The organism is Hafnia sp. HMSC23F03, assembly GCF_001816025.1.
Taxonomy (GTDB): Bacteria; Pseudomonadota; Gammaproteobacteria; order Enterobacterales; family Enterobacteriaceae; genus Hafnia; species Hafnia paralvei.
In genome coordinates this window covers 1-19,180 of sequence record NZ_KV824212.1, presented here as the reverse complement: position 1 = coordinate 19,180, position 19,180 = coordinate 1, and the positions used below count along the sequence as shown (strand labels likewise).

Annotated in this window: 16 protein-coding genes; 12 read left to right on the top strand and 4 right to left on the bottom strand. The window is 49.7% G+C overall.

Going from position 1 to position 19,180, the window contains the following annotated elements:
• Positions 1 to 30 precede the first annotated feature (30 nt).
• Together HMPREF3091_RS05520 and phoA are read right to left on the bottom strand one after the other, a co-directional pair.
• Positions 31 to 861 (bottom strand): hypothetical protein, encoded by an 831-nt coding sequence (locus HMPREF3091_RS05520; RefSeq protein ID WP_004091649.1) that lies wholly within the window; start codon positions 859 to 861, stop codon positions 31 to 33.
• 209 nt (positions 862 to 1,070) lie between these two features.
• Entirely contained in the window at positions 1,071 to 2,450 is a 1,380-nt protein-coding gene (gene phoA, locus HMPREF3091_RS05515; RefSeq protein WP_070714701.1) for an alkaline phosphatase, read from the bottom strand.
• A 481-nt stretch (positions 2,451 to 2,931) separates the two neighbouring features.
• On the opposite strand from phoA, the gene HMPREF3091_RS05510 reads away from it, so the two are divergent.
• Positions 2,932 to 3,972, top strand: coding sequence for an NADP(H)-dependent aldo-keto reductase (locus HMPREF3091_RS05510; protein WP_070714675.1), 1,041 nt, complete (start codon positions 2,932 to 2,934; stop codon positions 3,970 to 3,972).
• Positions 3,973 to 4,021: 49 nt separating this feature from the next.
• On the opposite strand, the gene lplT is transcribed toward HMPREF3091_RS05510, so the two are convergent.
• Positions 4,022 to 5,230: a lysophospholipid transporter LplT gene (gene lplT / locus HMPREF3091_RS05505; RefSeq protein ID WP_070714673.1), complete on the bottom strand. Its 1,209-nt coding sequence runs from the start codon at positions 5,228 to 5,230 to the stop codon at positions 4,022 to 4,024.
• Positions 5,227 to 7,395 (bottom strand): bifunctional acyl-ACP--phospholipid O-acyltransferase/long-chain-fatty-acid--ACP ligase, encoded by a 2,169-nt coding sequence (aas, locus tag HMPREF3091_RS05500; protein ID WP_070714671.1) that lies wholly within the window; start codon positions 7,393 to 7,395, stop codon positions 5,227 to 5,229. The genes lplT and aas overlap by 4 nt, the downstream gene beginning before the upstream one ends.
• 749 nt (positions 7,396 to 8,144) lie before the next feature.
• On the opposite strand from aas, the gene galR reads away from it, so the two are divergent.
• The 11 genes from galR to hycI all read left to right on the top strand — a co-directional run bounded on the left by galR (position 8,145) and on the right by hycI (position 19,076).
• Positions 8,145 to 9,152 carry an HTH-type transcriptional regulator GalR gene (galR, locus tag HMPREF3091_RS05495; protein WP_070714669.1) on the top strand — a complete coding sequence of 336 codons (1,008 nt, stop codon included), beginning with the start codon at positions 8,145 to 8,147 and terminating at the stop codon, positions 9,150 to 9,152.
• A 39-nt stretch (positions 9,153 to 9,191) separates the two neighbouring features.
• Positions 9,192 to 10,187 (top strand): LacI family DNA-binding transcriptional regulator, encoded by a 996-nt coding sequence (locus HMPREF3091_RS05490; RefSeq protein WP_070714667.1) that lies wholly within the window; start codon positions 9,192 to 9,194, stop codon positions 10,185 to 10,187.
• 45 nt (positions 10,188 to 10,232) lie between these two features.
• Complete coding sequence (locus HMPREF3091_RS05485) at positions 10,233 to 11,132, top strand: enhanced serine sensitivity protein SseB C-terminal domain-containing protein (RefSeq protein ID WP_139146198.1); 900 nt, start codon at positions 10,233 to 10,235, stop codon at positions 11,130 to 11,132.
• Positions 11,133 to 11,464: 332 nt separating this feature from the next.
• Positions 11,465 to 12,079: a 4Fe-4S dicluster domain-containing protein gene (locus tag HMPREF3091_RS05480; protein WP_008815129.1), complete on the top strand. Its 615-nt coding sequence runs from the start codon at positions 11,465 to 11,467 to the stop codon at positions 12,077 to 12,079.
• Positions 12,076 to 13,983, top strand: a complete 1,908-nt coding sequence (locus tag HMPREF3091_RS05475; RefSeq protein WP_070714660.1) for a proton-conducting transporter transmembrane domain-containing protein — start codon at positions 12,076 to 12,078, stop codon at positions 13,981 to 13,983. The genes HMPREF3091_RS05480 and HMPREF3091_RS05475 overlap by 4 nt, the downstream gene beginning before the upstream one ends.
• Positions 13,984 to 13,993: 10 nt before the next feature.
• Entirely contained in the window at positions 13,994 to 14,929 is a 936-nt protein-coding gene (locus tag HMPREF3091_RS05470; RefSeq protein ID WP_004091665.1) for a respiratory chain complex I subunit 1 family protein, read from the top strand.
• 73 nt (positions 14,930 to 15,002) lie between these two features.
• Entirely contained in the window at positions 15,003 to 16,706 is a 1,704-nt protein-coding gene (locus HMPREF3091_RS05465) for a hydrogenase large subunit (protein ID WP_035503012.1), read from the top strand.
• A gap of 16 nt (positions 16,707 to 16,722) precedes the next feature.
• Positions 16,723 to 17,280 (top strand): formate hydrogenlyase complex iron-sulfur subunit, encoded by a 558-nt coding sequence (locus tag HMPREF3091_RS05460; RefSeq protein WP_004091669.1) that lies wholly within the window; start codon positions 16,723 to 16,725, stop codon positions 17,278 to 17,280.
• A complete protein-coding gene (locus HMPREF3091_RS05455; RefSeq protein ID WP_004091671.1) occupies positions 17,277 to 18,101 on the top strand; it encodes an NADH-quinone oxidoreductase subunit B family protein in 825 nt (274 codons plus the stop codon). Before HMPREF3091_RS05460 ends, HMPREF3091_RS05455 begins: the two co-directional genes overlap by 4 nt.
• The gene (locus tag HMPREF3091_RS05450) at positions 18,101 to 18,556 is read left to right on the top strand and encodes a formate hydrogenlyase maturation HycH family protein (RefSeq protein WP_070714659.1); all 456 of its coding nucleotides are present in this window, start codon (positions 18,101 to 18,103) and stop codon (positions 18,554 to 18,556) included. Before HMPREF3091_RS05455 ends, HMPREF3091_RS05450 begins: the two co-directional genes overlap by 1 nt.
• Positions 18,549 to 19,076, top strand: coding sequence for a hydrogenase maturation peptidase HycI (hycI, locus tag HMPREF3091_RS05445; protein ID WP_004091675.1), 528 nt, complete (start codon positions 18,549 to 18,551; stop codon positions 19,074 to 19,076). Before HMPREF3091_RS05450 ends, hycI begins: the two co-directional genes overlap by 8 nt.
• The last annotated feature ends 104 nt before the right edge of the window (positions 19,077 to 19,180 follow it).

The following is a 19,180-nucleotide window of genomic DNA, read 5'->3' as shown; positions in this document are numbered from 1 at the left end:
ACCTCGGTTCTCCTTTTTGCTATCGACGATTCAGGTCTTATCGCAATCTTTTTTATCCATCACAAAGATATGCTCTAACTGCCCCACGTGATAAACGTACATGACCTTCATGTTGTACTCACGTATCCCTTTCTCACGACAATGAGATGCAAAATGTTCTTTCGTATGTTCAGCTAACGCCACTTCAACGATCTGGTCTTGTTGAGGCAATACGCGAAAAACAAACACCAGCGTTTTTCCTTCGAGTCTAACGCGGCGTAATTTAAACGTGCTGTCTTGAAGATCGTCTTGCGGCGTTGCATTCACATAACGATTTAACATTTCGCGCCGATACTCAATCCACTGCAAAGGATCTTCTTTTTTCAACTCTATCCAGCGCAGGGCATAGCCGCTGCTGATAAGCGTCACCAATACCGACAGCAGACAGAGTGACGTTATCGGTTTCCAACCTCTTTGCGCCAACCAAAACGGTCGTGCTGCCCCGAAAGAAAATTGCGTCATCGCGACCGCGCCTAATAAAAAGAATAAGGAAAACAACGTAGCAATAACGAGGTTAAAGGTTGTTCCATCAAAAAAGGCGTACAACAACATAGAATGAAAAGTGACAAATAATATCCAGCTACAGGCCACTGGATATTTAAACATTCCAAGGATTAAAACTAACGTGACGGGGCCAAACACAATGCAGGCAATACGATAGGATTTTTCATACATGCTTTCTGGGAAAAGCAACACCATTAGCAAGGTAATAAATACGGCGGTTGCTGCAGCCATAATTCCACATAGCCGATAAAACCGGAGATGTTCTTCTACGTCACCCTCAATATAGGCTTTTCCATCTACTGGGCTATTTTCTTTCATGTGATAATTCTGAATACAAACACTATTTAGGAAATACTAAGAGCTAAAACATATCATGCAATGAATAAATACCTCAGCGTTACTTTATAAAAACGCCTATCTATTTTAGGTAGGGTCTATACATAAAAAAACCAGATGCATATAGCATCTGGTTTTTTGTCTCATATGGACAAACACTTATCACATTAGCTCTATCAGCGGTAACACCATCACTTCAGCGCCATCGCATCACGCATGGTGAAGAACAAATCGGTTTGATCCGTTAGCCCGACGACATTGCCCGCATGAGGGCCATAGGCTGCAATGCGAAGCTGTGACCCGGTGTGCTCTTGTGATTCTTCTTCGGAGTTGCCATAGCTAATTGCCATGACGGCACCATCTTTAGTGGTGAGTACCTGAGTCAATCCCGGCGCTTTGCTCTCCGGTGCAATAATTTGGCTGGAATGCGCATGGTCAGCGGTAACGATCACTAACGTATTGCCGTCTTTACGTGCAAAATCCAACGCCTTTTGCACCGCCTCATCTAAATCGACCGTTTCGCCAAATTGGCCACAGGGGTTGGCAGCATGATCCTGTTTATCAATGGATGCGCCTTCTACCTGCAAGAAGAAACCGTTTTTATTCTTCTCCAATAGTGAGATCGCTTTTTCTGTCATCTGTGCCAGCGTGGGAGTCGACGCGCTACGCTCTGGATTGACGGTACAGCTCACCGGTGGATTGTCCAGATTACCGTGATAAGTGGCTTTAGGCCCCTGCCAACGCACCGGCATATTCCCCTCAGCAAACAGCCCTAACACCGGTTTTTGTTGGTTTGCGACACTGATTTTATTCAGGCCGTCCAAATCCGTCACCACTTGATAACCGGACCCTTCGGCCTGCTGCATCAGGGTTTTACCTTTCCAATCACCCGCATTTGCCGTTTCAGAGAACGTTTTAGCACCGCCGCCCAGCGTAACATCAGCACGTGTCTTTAATAACTGCTCGGTGATAGAGCCCTCGCCGCCGTTCTCAAGCGCATTGCCTGGGCACAGTTCCAACGTTTTACTGGGTCCATAACACTTACGCAAAGTCACATGTGATGCCTGCGCAGCCGGTGTTGCATCCTGCAATTCAGCCGTAGAAACGTTACCTGTTGCTTTACCCGCCGCTTTGGCAATTTCCAACAAAGTGCGATGGGATTTGCCATTAACATCTACGGCTAACGCACCGTTATAGGTCTTCACGCCAGTGCTCCACGCGGTGGCTGACGCGGCAGAATCCGTGACATAGTCCGGTTTATGCGTCTTCTTATCCAGAGAATAATGCGTATATTGCCCCGTCAGCGGCAAAGCATCTATGCCCTTGAATTGTCCACCAGCGCCTTCGGCATAGTTACGCGCAGAGGTAATTTCAGAATCCCCCATACCGTCGCCGATAAGCAAAATCACATTCTTGGCCGTTTTATTACTAAGCGAAGCGATCAGCGCGGTGGTTTGATCCTGAGTCATACGGCGAGCGCCACCAAACTGGGTGATATCTCCCTGAGCGGCACGCGCCGATAAATCAGCAATCGGAGGATTCGCCGCATGGGACGGAGGAATCAACATCATTAGACTAACCAAAGACAACGGGAAAATTTTCTTAGAGGCCACTTCACTATCTCCTTGTAAATAAATACTCTATTTATTCCCGCCATCGTTGAAGGTGCGCCAGCTTTCGCTCTGCTCGCTGCAGACTTAACGTAACTTCAGCTATTTAGGGGATAAAAATTCACTTCAAACTTGCAGGAAGTATAAGAAGCCTTAGTGACGATTTTGTGACAAAGTTGTTCTAGAAATATGACAGTTCAGCGCAAGCAAAAATCAGCGTAATCTTGGTAAAGTCGTAGCAGAAATAAAATGAGGGTGACGTTCCATCCTCTATATGCAAAATCATTCAAGTTGCATCAAGACGGCAAGCGAGCAAATCCCCAGAAGCGTACATGAGTGCATGACTGGGATGAGCGAGTACAGCCAACGCAGAGACAGCATGAAGGATGAAGAGTACAAGAATACGTTCTAATTATACGTTCTAATTAAAGGATACTCAGCTATGCAATATCACCGCATTCCGCACAGCTCGCTGGAAGTTAGCGAACTGGGTTTAGGAACCATGACGTTCGGGGAACAAAACAGCGAAGCTGATGCCCACGCGCAACTCGATTTAGCCATCACCAGCGGGATTAATCTGATTGATACCGCCGAAATGTATCCTGTGCCACCACGTCCTGAAACTCAAGGGCTTACCGAGTCTTACATTGGCAGTTGGTTAGCCAAACGCGGCAATCGCGAGAAAATCGTTCTCGCCACAAAAATCACCGGGCCAGTCCGCAACAATGACAGCGGGATCCGTCCCGATCAGGCTCTCGATCGCAAAAATATCCGAGCCGCATTGGACGACAGCTTAAAACGGCTTAATACCGACTATATCGATCTCTATCAGCTTCACTGGCCACAGCGGCCGACTAACTGTTTTGGTCAGTTGGGCTATCGTTATACCGAGCAAAAACCAGTGGTCACTATTTTAGAAACGCTGGAAGCGCTATCAGAACAGGTTCGTGCAGGAAAAATTCGTTACATCGGCGTTTCCAACGAAACGCCTTGGGGCGTGATGCGCTATCTCCAACTGGCAGAGAAACACGATTTACCGCGCATTGTTTCGATTCAGAATCCCTACAGTTTGCTCAACCGCAGCTTTGAAGTAGGTCTGGCTGAAATTAGCCAGTATGAAGGGGTGGAACTGCTGGCCTATTCCTGTTTAGGCTTTGGCACTTTGAGCGGTAAATATCTGAACGGAGCAAAGCCCGCAACCGCGCGCAACACCCTGTTTAGCCGCTTTACGCGCTATACCAGCAAACAAACCGAAGCGGCGGTCGCGGAGTATGTTCAGTTAGCGAAAAAACACGCTTTAGATCCGGCACAAATGGCGCTAGCTTTCGTGCGCCAACAGCCGTTTGTATCCAGCACGTTGCTTGGTGCAACAACGCTTGAACAGTTGAAAAGTAATATCGAAAGCAGAAGTCTGGTGCTAGATGAAGAAGTGCTGAAGGCGATTGAAGAGATCCATAGCCGCTTCACTTATCCTGCGCCGTAAAAGCTAAGATAAGTCCCCTCCCGATATTGGGAGGGGAAACGAATAAGGTTTAAGCGCTGCGCTTCCTGCGCACAACATCCCATCCCCACACACCGACAATGGCCAAAGCAAATACTACGCCAAACCCCACGCCAATACCCACTACAGGCACGCCGATTTTGACTACCAACGAATAGAGTCCTAGCATCAACAGCATCGCGGTATTTTCACCGAGATTCTGCACGGCAATAGCATTACCTGCACCAACGGTGTGTTTACCCCTTTCTTGCAGTAACGCATTAAGCGGCACCACAAAAAATCCGCCGCAAACGCCTACCAGCACTAAAAGCACATAGGAAAGCGATGGGCTACTTTGCATAGCAAACCAAGCTACGACAACGCCGATTAAGACGCCCGCCGGTAAACAACGTTTAACCGTCGTTAACGTCACCAGTTTTGCCGCCGCACCCGCGCCGATAACAATCCCCACGGCCACCATCGCATTCAGCAGAGTTGGCGTGGTGTTATCCGTAATGTTCAGAACCACAGGCACCCACAGCACCAGCAGGAAACGCAACGTAACACCTGCGCCCCAAAACAGACTCGTACCGATCAGCGAGAAACGCGCTTCCTGATTGCTCCAAAGCACACGACATGCATCGCCAAAAATAGACACCATGCGAACCGGGTTCCATGAGCGAGTAGGATGTGCAGGATTCAATTTCGGAATGAACCCGTTAGCCACAACCGCTGCCCCATACACCAGCACACAGAGGGCTAATGCCGCAATCACGTTCAAGTCAGCCATCATGCCACCCGCCACAGACCCAATGAGGATCGCCACGATCGTGGAGGCCTCCATCAAGCCATTAGCTTTTACTAGCTGATCGCCACTGGTGATCTCACCGAGGATCCCGTACTTAGCCGGCGAGTAAGCCGCCGCACCGATCCCCACCAAGGCATACCCCAAGAAAGGATTAAAACCAAAACAGATTGCCAGCGCCCCCAACAGTTTCAGCGAGTTGGCGACCATCATCACTCGGCCCTTTGAAAAACTATCGGCAAACTGTCCGACAAACGGCGCGAGCACAATATAAGTTGCCACAAACGCCATCTGCAAAACCGGTTGGCTCCAGTCAGGATAGAGTTGTTGTTTAATCACCGCGAGGGTGGCAAACAACAACGCGTTATCGCCAAATGCGGAAAAAAACTGAGCCAGAATCACCGCCTTCATGCTGCGGTTTAATAACGGCCCATTTGAATGCACTGCATCTGTCATACGGTTTCTCCGTCGGCAGTTTCTTTGTTTTCAGCCAGTTGGCGCAGAGTGACAAAATCGATCTTTCCGCTACCCAGCAACGGCAGTGACTTCAAGAAACGAATATCGCGAGGTACGGCAAGCTCCGGTACTCCGCTTTCACGCGCCTGTTTTAGCAGGCGATCACGACTTAGCTCAGGATCGGTAGTAAACAGTACCAACGCTTCCCCTTTACTGCTGTCGCTACGCGAAGACGCCGCGTGTTCATGATCCGGAGAAATCTTCAGCGCCAGTTGTTCCACACTTTCAAGAGACACCATTTCTCCAGCCAGTTTAGCAAAACGCTTAACGCGACCCCGAATAACGCAATAGCCATTATCATCTAGCGTCACGATATCACCCGTGTCATACCATCCCGCTTCCATCACACCGTCGGCATTTTCAGCCTGAGGCATTTCCAGTACCCCTGGATTCTCAACCCGCAGATAACCTTTCATAATATTCGGCCCGCGCAGCTGTAAACGACCACCCTGCTCAATCCCGGTCACCTTAATCAAACGTGCTTCCATCGACGGTAAAATCCGGCCAACACTGCCGACCTTGGTTGACATAGGCACGTTAATCGCCACCACGGGGGCGCACTCGGTCACGCCATATCCTTCAAGAATTCGGATGCCAAATTTATCCTGCCAAATCTGAGCCGTATTTGGGGATAGCTTTTCTGCACCGGCCACCACATAGCGCAAACGAGCAAAATCATATGGGTGAGCAAAACGTGCGTAGTTTCCCAAAAAGGTTGAAGTGCCAAACAACACGGTACAATTACGATCGTAGACCAGTTCTGGTACTACACGATAATGCAGTGGGCTTGGATACAAGAATACACGGCTGCCCGTCATCAATGGCGTTAATAGGCCAACGGTCAAGCCAAAGGCATGGAACAGCGGCAAAGCAGACATAAACCGGTCAGCCGGAGTAAAATCCGCCACCGTACGGATTTGTTCCACGTTTGCCAGCAAGCTGGCGTGAGAATGCACGACACCTTTAGGATACCCCTCTGAACCAGAGGTAAACAGAATCAGCGCGGCATCATCAGGCTTTTGCGGTAACATCGCTTTTGCTGGACACATCAGGTGTTTGATAATCCAAATTTTATCATCACGCGTTACCGTGTCTTTCAGGTCTTCCAAATAAACCCAGTTAGCCTCGACGACCTGCTCTGGCAAATGGGTCAATTTGCCCTTCTCCAAGAACTGACGTGAAGTCACGATGGTTTTGATATTGGCGGCCAACATGGCGTTTTTCACACCGTTAACGCCCGCCGTATAATTCAGCAACGCTGGAACGCGATTACGGAGCGTTGCGCCAATAATCGCCGCAGCGGTTATCGTGGCATTGGGCAACAACATCCCAACGTGTTCGCCTGGCCTCGTAAAACGCTCCAGAATACGACTGACACCCAATGACTTTTTCAGCAACGTACGATAGCTATCTTCCTTAAAGGCGATGTCTTCAATAATAGGTTTTGAGGCACCGTAGCGCGTCATTGCAGCGAGGTACGCCTGATAAAGCGTGTGACGCGGCTGAGAATCCATACGCGCACTCATCATGATGTCGTGTAAGCGCTCACCAGCTAAAACCCGACGTTCGCGCGCGCGCGGCGCCTCAGGCATGGCTAAATGTGTTGGCGGTAAAATATTGATGCTGATCTGTGGGAACCAGCGCACCTTAAACAGTCCGCGCAAACGTCCAAAAGGCGTAAACTCAGCCCCTTCAATACGAACAGGAATAATCGCTGCACCAGAACGTGCAGCAACAAACGCGGCACCGTCATAGATTTTCATCATTGAGCCGGTCACGGTAATACGCCCCTCAGGGAAAATCACCACTGGACGCCCCTGCTCGACCATACGAATCAGATGTTTAATCGCCATCGGCTTTGTCGGATCAAGTGCAACAATATCGACATATTTACTGATAAAGCGCATATAGCGGCTATCAGCAATAGAACTATAGACGGCAAACACGGGACGCACCGGCAAATAAAGCGCCATCAACACGCCATCTAAAAAAGACACGTGATTTGGGGTGATCAGCAGCTTGTCGTGTTTGAAAGAATGCTCCAGTCCAGTGACTTTTATACGGAATAAAAAGCGGAATAGAGCGCTGAAAAAGCGAAAAATCATGCACATCTCCCTATGTTCAAAAGGCTATACGCTAGCGTCAAATACAATTCGACAGAGCATACTAGAGTGCTGATGTTTTTTCAGGTCGTCGGTGGGAATTAATCGACTTTTAAGATTTAAGCGATACTTAAACTGCAGCAGAATTTGAGGCAAAAAAAAACCTACGCATCCGCGTAGGTCGGTGTAATTTCTTGGTTCAGTCACAAATGTACTGAAAAATTCACCAATCAATACCTCTGGGACGGTTAATGTAGAAGACATTCAGGCCCTGCACTACGCATTAATCGCAAGATAACCATTCCAAATGAAACGATATGTAAATTAGCTTTCAAACGCGAAACACCTTAAGGAAAATCACCGCTAAGAAATAAATCAGGCGAATGGGAAGCAGGCAAGGCAGCAAATGAGTGAATCCCGATGAGCTAGCACAGCCGCAGTTTCAATGACGAAGGGGAAACAAAAAAAAACCTACGCATCCGCGTAGGTCGGTGTAATTTATTGGCTTCAGTAACAAATGTACTGAAATCTCACCAATCAATACCTCTGGGATGTTTAGATTAAAACGCTGTTCCATCTGTCGCCAGCGGCTAATCGCAACATTCGTGCGCAAAATGTAACTAGCGGTGTGATTTCTACGGTTCTGCGACATATCGCTAAAAACCGATACGCGGCGGGGCTTGCAGCATCGGGGCTTTTCCGCAACACTGGCGTGTAAACGCTTTCCCTTCACTGTATTTTTGGATAATCCCATGGCTACCATAAAGGATGTTGCTAGGCTCGCGGGAGTCTCCGTCGCCACGGTTTCTCGCGTTATCAATAACTCGCCAAAAGCAAGCGACAGCTCACGCGCCGCCGTGATGTCTGCCATGGAGCAGTTACAGTATCACCCAAACGCCAATGCGCGGGCATTAGCCCAGCAATCGACTGAAACAATTGGCTTAATTGTGTCAGACGTTTCCGATCCATTTTTTGGTGCCATGGTTAAGGCCGTTGAACAGGTTGCTTATGCAACCGAAAATTTTCTACTGATCGGCAATGGCTATCACAACATCGATAAAGAACGTCAGGCTATCGAACAATTAATTCGCCATCGTTGCGCGGCGCTGGTGGTTCACTCCAAAATGATCCCAGATGAAGAACTGGCACATCTGATGAAACAAATACCGGGCATGGTACTGATTAACCGCACACTGCCGGGATTTGAAACTCGGTGCGTAGCGCTTGATGACCGCTACGGCGCGTGGTTGGCCACCCGCCATCTGATTCAACAAGGACATAAACACATTGCCTGTATCTGTTCTAACCACCCCATTTCGGATGCGCACGATCGTCTGCAAGGCTATTTAGACGCACTGCACGAACACGGTATTCCCGTGGACGACAAGCTGATTGCCTATGGTTCGCCTGATGAAATCGGCGGTGAGCAGGCGATGACCGAACTGCTCGGCCACGGTAAAACGCTCACTGCGGTCACCTGTTATAACGATCCCATGGCCGCAGGCGCGCTGTCGGTACTAAGCGATAACAGCATTGATGTCCCTGGAAAAATTTCACTGATCGGATTCGATGACGTTTTAATTTCGCGTTATCTGCGACCTCGTTTAACCACCATTCGTTACCCCGTCGTGGCAATGGCGACTCAGGCCGCAGAGTTGGCACTGGCCTTATCCAAACAGTTGCCTCTACCTGAAACAACCAATATGTTCAGCCCGACGCTCGTCTGTCGACATTCGGTCTCTACGCCACGGTTGGTGTGATAATCTCGCATTTTTACGCATAAAGTAGGGAAGATATTGATGATAACCATGCTGGATGTATCGCTGCGTGCTGGCGTGTCCAAGGCCACCGTTTCTCGAGTATTAAACGGCACGGGTCAGGTCAAAGAAAGCACGCGCATAGCGGTATATAAAGCCGTAGAGGAGTTAGGCTATCGCCCCAACCTGTTAGCGCAGGCATTGGCGAATCAAACCTCCAATACCATTGGTTTAGTTGTATCAAATTTTGATGGTCCATATTTTGGCCGTTTGCTTCGACAAGCCGCGCAGCTGATAGAAGCAAGCGGGAAACATATGATTGTGACTGATGGTCACGATACACCTGAAGGCGAACTTGAAGCCGTACACCTGCTTATTGACCGCCGCTGTGACGCGATCATCCTCTATACGCGCTTTATGGAAGAACCCGCGCTGATGCAGTTGATCAGCCAACATCACGCTCTCATGGTGATTAATCGAGATTTACCTCAGGCTCGCGATCGCTGCGTCTTCTTCGAGCAGCAGCAAGCCGCAAGCGAAGTGGTTAATTACCTCATTGCAAACGGCCATCGCCAAATAGCCTGCATTACGGCGCCTATTAATACGCCAACCGCGCAGTCTCGCTTAGCGGGTTATAAAGATGCTCTGGAACAAAATCAGATAACCTATCACGATACGCTAGTTACACTCGGTGATAGCACCGTTGCAGGTGGATACCGTGCCTGCTGCGAACTACTTGCTCGTCAGCACCCTTTCACTGCCCTTTTTGCCTGCAACGACGATATGGCGATTGGCGCACTTCGCGCCCTGCATCAGGCCGGAAAACGCGTACCCGAGGATGTATCACTATTTGGCTTCGACGATGAACCTAGCGCCGAATATCTACAACCATCACTTTCCACGGTTTACTTGCCTATCGATAAGATGATCTCTACGGCAATTACCCAAGCGCTGCGGTTAAGCAGTGGCGAAATTGTAGAACCCGTAGAGCCGTTTGTCGGAGAGTTGAAAGTGAGGGAATCTGTAATCAGGAGATAAATAATAATACTGTTCACCTTAATATTATCTGCTGTATTATTTAAAATGTTAACAACAGAATTTAATATCAAGGATGAAAAATTCACTATGGGTTTCCCGATAATCACCCAAATTAATGCTATCGCTCAACTTAATGAAAATGAAGATTTAAGTGAGCATTGTTATAATATTTTCCAATCATTTTGCGACCAAACATTCTGGATACTTGGCGAGCATAAACCGAGGAGTGACGGTAAGTCTGAATTTTCAGCCGTCTATCACACATTGCCAGAAACGGGCGATAACATAATATACAGTTATTTATCTGTAGATGAAAATACACAACCCGAATGTCTTCCCGCCATACAAGAAAGTAGTGATACAACACAGTGGATAGCTATTAATGGTTTCGTTATTCTAAAGCTTGCAACGATGGAGCGTTTTGCACTGGTCGTTACGGAAAATAGTGATAACTACGCAATCCTTGAGCATGGACAAATAATGAGCCTGATTATCGCGGCTGAAGCAAAAAACGAAAAAATCGAATCAAATCAGCCACAAAAAGCCATAACAGTGCTTGATATGCCACTAGCCTTTTGCCGCCAGCTTTATCTATATTGTAGTGGTCAAAAAGAGATATATACCTGTCGTTTAGCGCTTGCAAATGTCACGGAGTCTACATCAGGTCTTGATAACTTCACATTACTGATGCTATTGGATTGCGGTGATAAAGAACGCACTCGCAAACACTTTGCTGAAATTAAAAAGAATTACATGTCCTTGCTGCCCTTGAATATAGAACTTATTTTCTTCACCGCAGATAACAGCCCTCACTTTAATAAATTAGCTAGCCTTATTCATGAAGCAAAACCATTTTACAGCAAGCAAGACTCACAAGGCTTCTTCGCCAAATTAAAAAGACGCCTACGCCATCCATTACCGATCGCATTAGTATTTAAAGAATAACAGTACCATATCTGACAGAAATACAATTCAACCATACACATTAATGATGATAATCCTCATGGCATTTCCTTGAATTATCATCATTTCTCTCGACTGAATATCTTTCTCATCGAGTTCCATGACATTTCGTCATGGGAAGAGTCCTTCGACACTAATGTCGAACCCGCCCTCAAGTGTCGACAACAACACACTTCCGACACCCAAAAATGCCATTCAAAAAGACAAACAACCCACTGTAAATAAACAATTATTTACCATTTTACACCTACTGGCACGTTTTGTGCTTAACAGAGGGGAATTTAACTTTTGTAGTCTGAACCAGAGGACTGAACATGAACCGCTTTGTTATTGCGGATCCCCGATTATGTATCGGGTGCAACACCTGTATGGCCGCTTGCTCTGAAGAGCACAAGATGTACGGCCTGCAAACTGAGCCGCGTCTGGTGGTGGTCAAAAACAGCCGAGATTCCGTGCCTGTTATGTGTCACCAGTGTGAAGACGCGCCGTGCGCACAGGTTTGCCCGGTCAATGCGATTACCCATACCAACGATTCCATTCAGCTTAACGAAAGCCTGTGCGTGAGCTGCAAACTGTGCGGCATTGCCTGCCCATTTGGTGCTATCACCATGAACGGCAGTAAGCCCCTGCATATTCCTGCCAACAGCAACACGCCGATGGCACTACCTGCACCGCCCAACAAACGTGGCATTAGCCCATTCCTAGATTGGTATCCCGGTATCCGCAGCATCGCCGTGAAATGCGATTTATGTCAGTTCAGCGAACAAGGACCCGCATGCGTCCGTGCCTGCCCAACTCACGCCATCATGTTGGTTGATGATAACCAGTTGGCTCTGGCCAGCGCCGCCAAACGTCAAAATGCAATGGACGCCATGGATGCCGATTTGATGATGTTTAGTTCATTCGCAGAGGGGTCCGACGCACAATGAATACCGTTGAATTATTGAGCTTCGCTCTCAGTATTTATTTGATCTCCGCCCTGCTATCGCTGGTATTAGGGTCAACCGGTTCCGGCTGGCTCGGCGCTCGCGTTGCCGCGTTAGGCGCATTCGTTGCTGGCGCAGCGGGCACATGGAGCGCGTGCCAAGGCCTTACTTTTACTCCTGAGATCGTTAGCGCAAATCTGTTTAATCACACACAAGTGCTATTTAACACGCTGAACAGCCTAATGCTGTTACTGACCTCCGTTATCAGCCTGCTGTGTGCTATTTATGCTTTTAGCTATCTGAAAAGTTATGCACCGAAGAAAGCGGCGCTGATTGGCTGTTTGATGAACATGCTCAGCGCTGCCATCAGCCTGTTAGTCCTCACCGATAACGCCGTGATGTTTGTAGCGCTTCTGGAGTTGATGACCCTGTTCACCGCGCTGCTAGTATGGCAAGCACAAGATGCAAAAGCACGTAAGGCTGCCAGCCTTTATTGGCTGATGTCACGCTTGGGCACCGTATTTATCATCGCCGCGTTCTGGATCCTGTATCGCCATAGCGGCACGTTGGCGCTGAGCGAATTTCACCTTGCCACGCTCAGCCGTGGCTTAGCCTCATTGGTATTTGTGCTCGGTTTACTCGGCTTCGGTATTGTTTCCGGTTTGGTTCCATTACACGGCTGGATCCCACAGGTTCACTCCAGCGCACCAAGCCATGCCGCCACGCTCGTCTCTTCAGTAATGTTAAAAGTGGGTCTGTTTGGGTTGCTGAAACTCAGCATTGACTGGCTAGGAATGCCACAGCTGTGGTGGGGCGCAGCGCTGATGATTATCGGTGCACTCACGGCCTTTATCGGTGGTTTATATGCCCTGATGGAGCACGATATCAAGCGCCTTCTGGCTTATCACACCGTGGAAAATATCGGCATCATTCTGCTGGGACTTTCTGCCTGTGTGCTTGGGCTGGCGCTGGGTAAACCTACGCTTGCCGTGCTCGGTTTAATGGCTGGACTGTTCCATTTGGTTAACCACACCTTATTTAAAGGCGTGTTATTCCTTGGCGCAGGTGCAGTGATCCGCAGTACCGGTGCGAAAGATATTGAAAAATTGGGTGGCGTTGCACGCCGTATGCCGCTAACAGCAACCGCCATGCTGATTGGCCTGATGTCGATGGCGGCGTTGCCACCGCTTAACGGCTTTGTCAGTGAGTGGTTTACCTACCAAACTCTGTTCTCTCTCAGCCACTCCTCAATCTTGAGCATGCGTATCATTGCTCCTTTGGTGATGGTCGTTCTGGCGATTACCGGCGCACTGGCCGTGATGTGCGTGGCGAAAATCTTCGGTGTGACGTTCCTCGGAGCCCCTCGCAGCGAAGGTGCAGCTAACGCAGGCTGCGCTCCGGCATCTATGCTGTTCTCTCCGGTGTTGTTAGCCATTGGCTGTTTGGCCTTCGGTATTGGAGCTCCGTGGGTGCTGCCTTACATGCTGAAAATCGCGGCGGGATCGCTCGGTTTAATGCTCGATCCACATCAGATGACTCAGGGTGCCGTAATGATTTCTGGCACGGCTAACACCACCCTGCTGTCCACTCCGATGATTGCCATTCTACTTCTGGCCTTCCCCATTATTCCTATGCTGCTGGTGGGTATGTACAAAAATGCACGCCTGCCACGTCGTCGTCATGGAGATGCATGGGCCTGTGGTTATGGACATGAAGCAGGAATGGTCGTCACCGCCACGGGCTTTGCTCAGCCACTGCGTGTGATGTTCGCCCCTGTTTATCGTCTACGTCAGGTTTTCAATCCGGCACCGCTGTTAGGTGGCCTGCTACGCGAAGGCGCTATGCGCATTTATCCCGCGTTAGCGGTGATTGAGCTCGCCCTGCTGTTAGTGGCGATTTTCGCCTGAGGAGAATGATATGAGTTCGCTTTCCATCCTTGTGCTAGCCCTGATTCAGGCATTAGTCCTGTTAGCACTGGCTCCGCTGTTTAGCGGTATTTCCCGCGTGCTGCGAGCCAAAATACACAGCCGTAAAGGGCCTGATATTTTTCAGGACTATCGCGACATTTTTAAACTGTTCAAACGCCAGAATATTTCACCGGCAGCCTCTGGCGTATTTTTCCAGATGATGCCGTATGTCATGGTCGGCACGATGTTAACTATCGCCACCGCGCTACCGGTGGTGACAGTTATCAGCCCGCTAGCCCCTATCGGCGATTTAATCACCGTTGTATATCTGTTTGCCGTTGCACGTTTCTTCTTTGCGATTGCAGGTTTAGACACCGGCAGCACTTTTACTGGAATCGGCGCGAGTCGTGAATCCATGCTAGGTATTCTGGTAGAACCAATCCTAATGCTTGGTCTGTGGGTCACGGCTCTGCTGGCGGGGTCAACCAACCTTGGTGTGATGAGTTTTCACGTACTGGAGTGGGATGTGAATTCTTCTCTGGCCTTGGTGCTAGCGCTGCTGGCCTGCGCATTCGCCACCTTTATCGAAATGGGCAAACTCCCGTTTGATATGGCAGAAGCAGAACAGGAACTTCAGGAAGGCCCACTAACGGAATACTCCGGCTCGGCGTTTGCAGTATTAAAACTAGGTATCAGCCTGAAACAGCTGGTGGTTTTACAACTGTTTATCGGCGTATTTGTTCCTTGGGGGCAAATGACCACCTTCAGCGCAGGCGCTCTGGTTCTAGCCATTGTCGCAGCAATTATCAAGCTGCTGGTCGGTATCGCTCTGATTGCGCTGTTCGAAAACAGCGTTGCCCGTTTACGTTTCCTAAAAACGTCGTACACCACATGGGCCGGTTTTGGCTTGGCTGCGGCGGCATTCTTATCTTGGTTAATTGCGTGAGGCCGGGCATGACAGCATTTCTGACTCACTTATTTTTAGTTTCATCCTCTCAGCTTACGGGGCATCGCGGCTCATGAATCAGCAAAAAACAGGTCAACATTACATTCAGGAACTGCGTCAGCAGTTTCCCACAGCGATTCTGGACGAAAGCTGGCAGACCGATACTCAGGCAACCATCACCATTAAAACCAATATGTTGCCGGAAGTTGTCGAGTTTCTGTATTACAAGCAGGGTGGCTGGTTATCCGTTCTGTTCGGCAACGACGAGCGCCCGCTGTGCGGTAGCTATGCGGTTTACTACGTTCTATCCATGGAAACCGGCACCAAATGCTGGATCACGGTAAAAGCACTGGTCGATGAGAGAACGCTTGAGTTCCCATCCGTCACTCCACGCGTGCCCGCTGCGGTCTGGGGCGAGCGCGAAGTTCGTGATATGTATGGCCTCATTCCCGTGGGTTTACCCGACGAACGCCGTCTGGTTCTGCCAGATGATTGGCCGGATGAACTTTATCCGCTGCGTAAAGATTCAATGGATTATCGCCAGCGCCCAGCACCAACCACTGACGTTGAAACCTATCCATTTATCAATGAAAGCAAAAGCGGAAAAATTGTTCCTATTGGCCCGCTACATATCACCTCTGATGAACCAGGGCACTTCCGCCTGTTCGTTGATGGTGAAGATATCGTTGATGCCGATTATCGTCTGTTCTATGTGCATCGTGGTATGGAAAAACTGGCCGAAACGCGCATGGGCTACAACGAAGTGACCTTCTTGTCTGACCGTGTGTGTGGCATCTGTGGGTTTGCACACAGCACTGCGTATACCACCTCGGTAGAAAATGCGATGGGCATTCAGGTGCCAGAACGTGCGCAGGCTATTCGCTCAATTCTGCTCGAAGTAGAACGTCTACACAGTCATCTGCTAAACCTCGGCTTATCGTGCCACTTTGTCGGCTTTGATTCCGGTTTCATGCAGTTCTTCCGCGTACGTGAAAAATCGATGAAGATGGCGGAAATCCTGACCGGTGCGCGTAAAACCTACGGTCTGAATCTGATCGGCGGAATTCGTCGCGATCTGTTGAAAGACGACATGATCAAAACCCGCATTCTTGCTGCCGAAATGCGCGCTGAAGTGAAAACGCTAGTCGATATCCTATTTAGCACGCCAAATATGGAACAGCGTACCGTTGGCGTGGGTCGTCTGGATCCACAGATTGCTCGCGATTTCAGTAACGTCGGCCCCATGATTCGTGCAAGCGGACACGCCCGTGATACCCGAGTCGATCACCCATTTGCAGGCTACGACCTGCTGCCAATGGAAATTCACACCGAAACCGGCTGCGACGTCATCTCCCGTGTGAAAGTTCGCGTAAACGAAGTCTTCACCGCGTTGAACATGATCGACTTTGGTCTGGATAACCTGCCGGGCGGCCCGCTGTCGGTAGAAGGTTTCACCTATATCCCTAACCGCTTTGCGTTGGGCTTCTCCGAAGCACCGCGCGGTGACGATATCCATTGGTCAATGACCGGTGACAACCAGAAACTGTATCGCTGGCGCTGCCGTGCGGCCACTTACTCTAACTGGCCAACGCTGCGTTACATGCTGCGTGGTAACACCGTATCCGATGCGCCGCTGATCATTGGTAGCCTCGATCCTTGCTACTCCTGTACTGACCGCGTAACGCTGGTAGACGTGCGTAAGCGCAAGTCCGTTACCGTACCGTACAAAGAAATCGAGCGTTATGGTCTGGAACGTAAAGACTCACCGCTGAAGTAAGGTCAGGAGAAACGTCATGCTGAAATTATTAAAAACGGCCTTTAAGCATCGTGATGCCACGGTGGCTTATCCGGCCAAACCCATGCAGGTTGATCCGAACTTTCGCGGCAAGCCTGAATATAATCCAGAGCAGTGCATCGCTTGTGGTGCCTGCACCGCCGCCTGCCCTGCCAACGCGTTAACGATGGAAACCAACGCACGTGAAGGGACGCGCACTTGGTCACTTCATCTGGGCCGCTGCATTTTCTGTGCGCGCTGTGAAGAGGTCTGCCCAACCGCCGCAATCAAGCTGACACCTGAGTTTGAGCTAGCCGTATGGAACAAAAACGATCTGCTCCAAACCGCTGAATTCAAGGTGTGCAACTGTGTTGAATGCGGTGCACCGTACGCAGCACAGAAAGAGATCGATTACGCCATGGCCCTGCTGGTGCAGGCAGGAAATCTGACCGAGGAGCAGGCCGAAGAGCGCCGCCCACAGTTTGAAACCTGTCCGAACTGCAAACGTAAACACAATATTACCCACTCAGCACGCATTACGCTGGGACGTCACCTGACTCAGGAGGCGGCACAATGAGCCAGATTATCACGCAACAGCCCGTCAATAATTCACCCATTATTGGCCCACGCGACGCCAACGGTTTGCCCGTTCCGATTACCGTAGATGAGCAGATTGCCAAGCTCAAAAGCACGTTATTAAAAGACATTCGTCGTTCAGCGTATGTTTACCGCGTTGACTGCGGTGGCTGTAACGGCTGTGAAATCGAGATTTTCTCGGCGCTCACTCCGCTGTTTGACACTGAACGCTTCGGGATTAAGGTCGTTCCATCACCACGCCATGCAGATATCTTGCTGTTTACGGGTGCGGTTACCCGTTCCATGCGCATTCCTGCGATCCGCGCCTATGAATCTGCGCCCGATCCAAAGATCGTGATCTCTTATGGAGCCTGCGGCTGCAGCGGCGGTATCTTCCACGATCTATACTGCGTTTGGGGCGGCACCGACAAAATTGTTCCGGTTGACGTCTATATCCCTGGATGCCCGCCAACACCAGCCGCGACTATCTACGGTTTTGCGATGGCGTTAGGTTTGTTGGATCAAAAGCTGAAGGGCGAACACCACCAGCAGAGTGAAGATGAACAGGCGACTATTTTACATCCAGCGATCCCACAACAGCTGCGTGTGATGATCGACCGCGAAGCTCGTCGTATGTCTGGCTATCGTTACGGTCGTCAGATCGCGGATAAATTCATGGATCTGCTCGCTCAACAAAACGATCTGACTGTGGAAGCGCGCGTGGCGCAATTCTTAGCACATGAAAACGATCCTCGCTTAACCGAGATTATCTCCCGCTTACAAGCGGTGTGTCATGACGCAGCACGAGGGGGCAACGTCTAATGAGCGACCACGCCCGTAACCAGCCTTATCATGAGCAAGATCCAATGGTTGTGTTCTATTCCCTTAGCCGGAAATTCGTGCAGAAAAAGGAAGATGAGGACAGAACTCCCCAGGAAGCGAAGGAAGTGATTTATTACAGTCTCGCGATTGGTCATCACCTTGGTGTGATCGACTGCTTAAAAACCTGTTTGGAGTGCCCACTGAGCGGTTATCGGGCGTGGGTTGCCAAGCTGCCGGAAGAGAGTACTGCGCGCCGCAAACTGGAAGGGCTGCCTCGCTATGGTGAAATCTGCATTGATAGTACCCACACGCATATGCTGGCCTGCGCCTTAGACAAAGCACGCCCGCAGATGAATGAGCAAGAACAGGCATGGACGGATGCACTGATCGCTGCATTGCAGATGATCGAAAATGAACCCGCAATCTATCTGATGGTGAAAAGACGCGATGGCTAATTCCTTGCAAGAGAACATCCAACCCGTAAAAAACCTGCTGCTATGCGTGGGCAATAGCATGATGGGGGACGACGGTGCCGGTCCCCTACTGGCTGAGAAAGTGACCGCTCACCCAGTAGAAGGCTGGGCAGTTATCGACGGTGGCACGTCTCCAGAAAGCTATTCTCATGCCATTCGTGAGATGAAACCCGAGCGTCTGATTATCGTTGACGCCACCGAAATGGGCTTAGAGCCGGGTGAAATCCGTATCATTGATGAGAAAGACATCGCAGAACTCTTTATCGTCACCACGCATAACCTACCGCTGAGCTATTTGATCGAGCAGCTACGCGAAGATGTTCCTGACATCACCTTCGTGGGCATTCAACCCGCGATTGTCGCGTTCTACGCGCCAATGATGCAGCCAGTCAAAGACGCCGTTGATACCGTTTATCAACGTCTTAGCCACTGGGGTGAACAGGGAGGATTTGAGCTACTGGTGGCATGTGAGGATGAGTTTGGGGTGAGCAGTCAGAGCTGAAATGATTGATGTCGTTGACTGAGATGGCATTTTCACTCCGGTGCAGTTTGGTATTAGCTATGAAAGCTCAGTGTAATATTCCGCCCGCCTGTTCATACCGAGCT